The sequence below is a fragment of the Monashia sp. HAY1-2A genome, from assembly GCF_056755315.1.
Map to the genome: position 1 here is coordinate 1 of NZ_JBNDHY010000231.1, position 4,483 is coordinate 4,483.

The following is a 4,483-nucleotide window of genomic DNA, read 5'->3' on the forward strand; positions in this document are numbered from 1 at the left end:
CACCGTCGGCCGCGGGTCGTTCATCGAGTCCTTCCCGCTCTTCGGACTCGACCTGTCGGACTACGAGACCCTCTTCGAGGAGAAGCTCGACCTCCTCGCCGCGGTCGTCGCCGAGCGGCCCGTGCGGTGGGAGGGCACGATCCGGCCACCGGTCCAGGTCGACCGGGTCATGCCGGCGACCGAGTCCGGGCGGCTGCCGGTGTGGGTCGGGGTCGGCGGCACACCGCAGTCGGTCGTCCGGGCGGCCCACTACGGCTTCCCGATCGTCATCGCCATCATCGGTGGCTCGTCGCGACAGTTCGTGCCCCTCGCCGACCTCTACCGCCGCGCGCTGTCGGAGCTCGGCAAGCCGGAGCAGCGGGTCGGGGTGCACTCGCCCGGCTACGTCGCGGCGACCGACGAGCAGGCCGTCGAGGAGTTCGTGCCGCACTTCGTGCCGTACATGAACAAGCTCGGCCGCGAGCGCCGGTGGGCGCCGATGACGAGGGAGCAGGCGCTCGGCCAGCTCGGCCCCGACGGCGCGGTGTACTGCGGCTCGCCCGAGACGGTGGCCGCCAAGATCGTCGACACGGTCCGGCTCCTCGGGGTGTCGCGGTTCCAGCTCAAGTACTCGTTCGGCACGCTGCCGCACGAGCAGCGGATGAGCTGCATCCGCCTCTACGCCGAGGAGGTCGTGCCGCGCGTGCGCGAGCAGCTCGACTGGGCGTGAGGAGGGCTCACGCCCTCGGACCTCCTCCTCGACCCGCTCTCACCCCAGTGCGGGCGAGTTCTCGAGGAAGGCGAGCACCGCGACGACCCGACGGTGCACCGGGGCCTCCGACAGGCCGAGCTTGGTGAAGATCGCGTTGACGTGCTTCTCCACGGTCGACGACGACAGGTGCAGCGACGCCTCGATCCCGGCGTTGGTGCGCCCCAGTGCCATCTCGCGCAGCACGTCGAGCTCGCGCGGTGACAGGGTCGCGAGCGGGCTCGTGGCTCCGCGGCTGCGGCGGCGCACGAGCGCGTCGACGATCTGCGGGTCGACGACCGAGCCCCCCGCGCAGACTTCCCGCAGGGCGTGGACGAGGTCCTCGAGGTCGCCGATGCGGTCCTTGAGCAGGTAGCCGACCCCGGCCGAACCACCGTCGAACAGCGCCAGCGCGTAGGCCTCGTCGGTGTGCTGCGAGAGGACGACGACCCCGGTGGAGGGGTGCGCGGCCCGGATCGCGTGGGCCGCCTCGATGCCCTCCATCCGGTGCGTCGGCGGCATCCGGATGTCGGTGAGCACGGCGTCGGGCCCGAGCCGGCGGACGGCGTCGAGCAGCTCGGTGGCGGTGCCGACGCACGCGAGCACCGAGACCTCGCCGGAGTCCTCGAGCAGGCGGCGCAGACCTTCTCGCACGAGGTAGTTGTCCTCGGCGATGACGATGCGCACGGACTCACGCACGGGCGGGCTCGACCCGTGGCGGAACGGCGGGCCTGTCGGGCGCGGTGGACGCGGCGGGCGCGACGGGCGCGGCGGCCCGACCGGGTCCCTGCTGCTCCCGCAGGGGCAGCAGGGCGACGAGGTGGGTGCCGGCGCCAGGGGCGCTGTCGACGTGGACGTGGCCGCCGAGGGCGACGACGCGGTCACGGATGTTGGCCAGCCCGGCCTGCTCGGCGGAGGCCGAACCCCCCGGGTCGAAACCGAGCCCGTCGTCGGTGACCTCCAGCCGCAACCCCGCCGGAGTCAGGGCGAGGGCGACCCGCGCGTGCTGCGCGCCGGCGTGCTTGGCGACGTTGGCCAGGGCCTCGCGGATCGCGTAGAACGCCACAGTCTCGACGTCGGGGGCGAAGCGACGGGCGCGCACCACGTCGTCCGCCTCGATGGCGAGGGACACCGGGAAGCGTGCGGTGCGCGACTCGACCGCCGCGACGAGGCCGTTGTCGCTCAGCACCTGCGGGTGGATGCCGTGGGCGAGCTCGCGCAGGTCGGCGAGGATCTCCCGGGCCTGGTCCTGCAGCTCGGACAGCTCGTCGGCGTCGAGGTCCGCGCGGTCGAGCCGGTTGCGCGCGAGCCGGAGACCCGCGATGAGCGCCACGACGCTCTGCTGGATGCCGTCGTGGAGGTCGCGCTCGATGCGCCGGCGTTCGGCGTCCTGGGCGGTGATGAGGCGGGTGCGCGACGCGGTGAGCTCGTCGAGCTGGTCCGCGAGCTCGGCGGTCAGCCGCACGTTGGCGACGGCCGTCGTGGCCTGGCGGGCCACGGTCTCGAGCAGGGTCAGCTCGGCGAGGGTGTAGACACCACGTCTGGCCGGACCGAGGTCGATCCGGCCGATGACGGCACCGCCCTGCACGAGGTCGAGCCCCGTGGCCGGGTCGCCGACGACCTCGCCCGACACCGCACGGGGTGCGTCGACCGTGCGCCCGTCGGGGGTGGCCAGGCGGATGCGGACCCACGCCGCACCCACCCCGTCGCGCACCCCCTGGGCGAGTCGGGCCAGCACCTCGTCCGCGTCGACGGCCTGCTCCAGCCGCGTCCCGAGATCGCTGAGCAGCCTCAGGTGCGCGTCGCGGTTGCCGAAGACGAGCCGGGTGATGGCTCGCCCCAGCCAGGCCCGGACGGGCAGCAGCAGGACGGCGATGGCCGTCGTGACGATGACCGCCGTCGCCGGGGGCAGGGTCTGCGCGAGCAGCAGCCCGGGCGCCGCCACCCCCCAGGCGTAGAGGATGGTGATGAGCGTGGCCGAGGGGCGGACCACGACCTTTCCGCGGTCGGCCACGCTGACGTCGTAGGCGCCGTGGCGCAGGATGCCGTGGATGCCGGCCACCGGCAGGGCGATGACGGCGACGGCGACGAGAACCGAGGCGACGGTCGCGACGGGCGTTCCCGCGAACCGGGGCAGGGCGATCCCGTCCCAGAACATGTACACGAGGAGCGTGAAGGTCACGGCGGCGCCCATGACGTGCAGCTGCGCGCGCCGGGCCGGGGGACCGAAGAGCCAGCGCGAGAAGAACACCAGGACGGCGAGCCCCGGGACGACCCACCACGGTCGGAGCACGGCGTCGACCACCGGCTCGAGGCCGGCGAGCGCCGGCACGGCGTACGGGTTCGTGAGCGTGCGGCCGTCGAGACCGATGTACTCCGGCAGCACGACCTGCGGATCGGTGAGCAGCGTGGCCGGGCCGATGAGGACCCCGACCCACACGAACCGGACGACGACGCGCTGCCAGCGGTGCTCGAGGACACCGTCCGGGAAGGTCGCGAACATCAGCAGGAAGCCGATCGACGCGAGGGCGTCGGCCGCCAGCCCCACCTGGTTGAGCAGCGCGAAGGTGCTCGAGCGCAGGACGTCGACGTGGGTCCACAGGTACGCCTCGTACGCGGACCCGACGGCCGAGGCGGTCCCACCGAGGGCCACGTACAGGGCCGTCCTGGACGACGTCGCGGTGAGCAGCCACAACCCGAAGGCGTAGATGGGCAGCACGCCGAAGACCGGCCACCCCAGCCCCTCGCCCGCGGTGCCGGGCGAGAGGATGCCGCGCACGACGAAGACGTAGGCGAGCGACGCCGTCCCGACGACGCCGAAGATCAGCAACCACACGCGCCTGCTGGCCACACCTCATGATCGTCCCTGCACGCTCGACGCGTCAGCGGGTCAGCCCTACCTGCCGGTGGAGGACGGCCCCCACCGTCCGTGCGGCCCGCCTCGTTCCCGGCTCGCGGAAGCGGCCGGATCGTGGGAGGCGTGCGCGGGACCGCCGGTGGGAGGCGGGCACACCCGACGCGTACCGGAGAGGAACGACCATGCGCAGGGTCTACCGCGTGCTCAGCTGGCTCATCGTCGTCGAGGTCGTCGTCCAGGCGGCCGCCATCGCGCTCGGTCTGGGGGGTCTCGTCCACCACGTGTCCGAGGGCGGCGTCGTCGACAAGGCCTCCCTCGAGGACTCGGAGCTCGGCTGGGTCGGCGAGGTCGGTTTCCCGATCCACTTCGTCAACGGTGGGGTCGTCATCCCGCTGCTCGCCCTCGCCCTGCTCGTCGTCGCCTTCTTCGCCCACGTGCCGAAGGGGATCCGCACCGCGGCCTGGGTCTTCGGGCTCGTCGTCGTCCAGGTGATGCTCGGCTACTCGATCACCGACGTGCCGTTCACGGGCGCCGTCCACGGGGCCAACGCCCTGGCGCTCCTCGTCGTCGCGATGCAGGCCGCGCGGCTCGCGGCGGTGCGTGCGCCGGCGGACGCCGTGCCGACGGAGGTGCCCGCCGATGCCCGGGGCTGAGCCCCCAGGGCGGACCAGCCTGTCACGCCGGCTCGTGAGCCTCGTCGGGCTCGCCTGCCTCCTGGTGCTCGTCGGGTGGGGCTGGGCCGCGAGCCGGCTCCCCTCGGCGTGGTCCGTCATGGACATGGGGACGGCCGAGCTGGGCCGTGGAGACCACGCGATGGGGCACGGGGCAGGGGCGTCCGTCGGTCGGCCGGGCGGCACGAGCGTCGCGGACCTGGTGGTCGACCCCCGCCGTCCGGCCGA

4 protein-coding genes and 1 pseudogene are annotated in these 4,483 nt (G+C 73.6%); 3 read left to right on the top strand and 2 right to left on the bottom strand.

The window, feature by feature from the left end; translation table 11 throughout:
- Positions 1–709, top strand: a 709-nt coding sequence (locus ACPYOM_RS20975; protein WP_481347431.1) for an LLM class flavin-dependent oxidoreductase, incomplete at its 5' end; no start/stop codon positions are given.
- 39 nt (positions 710–748) lie between these two features.
- Here the strand turns inward: ACPYOM_RS20975 and ACPYOM_RS20980 are convergent.
- Together ACPYOM_RS20980 and ACPYOM_RS20985 are read right to left on the bottom strand one after the other, a co-directional pair.
- On the bottom strand, positions 749–1,426 hold the full coding sequence (locus ACPYOM_RS20980) for a response regulator transcription factor (protein ID WP_481342431.1): 678 nt from the start codon (positions 1,424–1,426) through the stop codon (positions 749–751).
- Positions 1,419–3,578: a sensor histidine kinase gene (locus ACPYOM_RS20985; RefSeq protein ID WP_481347432.1), complete on the bottom strand. Its 2,160-nt coding sequence runs from the start codon at positions 3,576–3,578 to the stop codon at positions 1,419–1,421. The genes ACPYOM_RS20980 and ACPYOM_RS20985 overlap by 8 nt, the downstream gene beginning before the upstream one ends.
- A gap of 188 nt (positions 3,579–3,766) precedes the next feature.
- On the opposite strand from ACPYOM_RS20985, the gene ACPYOM_RS20990 reads away from it, so the two are divergent.
- Both ACPYOM_RS20990 and ACPYOM_RS20995 read left to right on the top strand, forming a co-directional pair.
- Positions 3,767–4,237 (top strand): hypothetical protein, encoded by a 471-nt coding sequence (locus tag ACPYOM_RS20990; protein WP_481342433.1) that lies wholly within the window; start codon positions 3,767–3,769, stop codon positions 4,235–4,237.
- A pseudogene (locus ACPYOM_RS20995) lies at positions 4,224–4,483 on the top strand (hypothetical protein); the annotation flags it as partial. The gene ACPYOM_RS20990 and the pseudogene ACPYOM_RS20995, both read left to right, overlap by 14 nt.

Coding starts and splice junctions, on each gene's coding strand:
- ACPYOM_RS20990 (WP_481342433.1), top strand. CDS start 3,767: ATGCGCAGGGTCTACCGCGTGCTCAGCTGGCTCATCGTCGTCGAGGTC.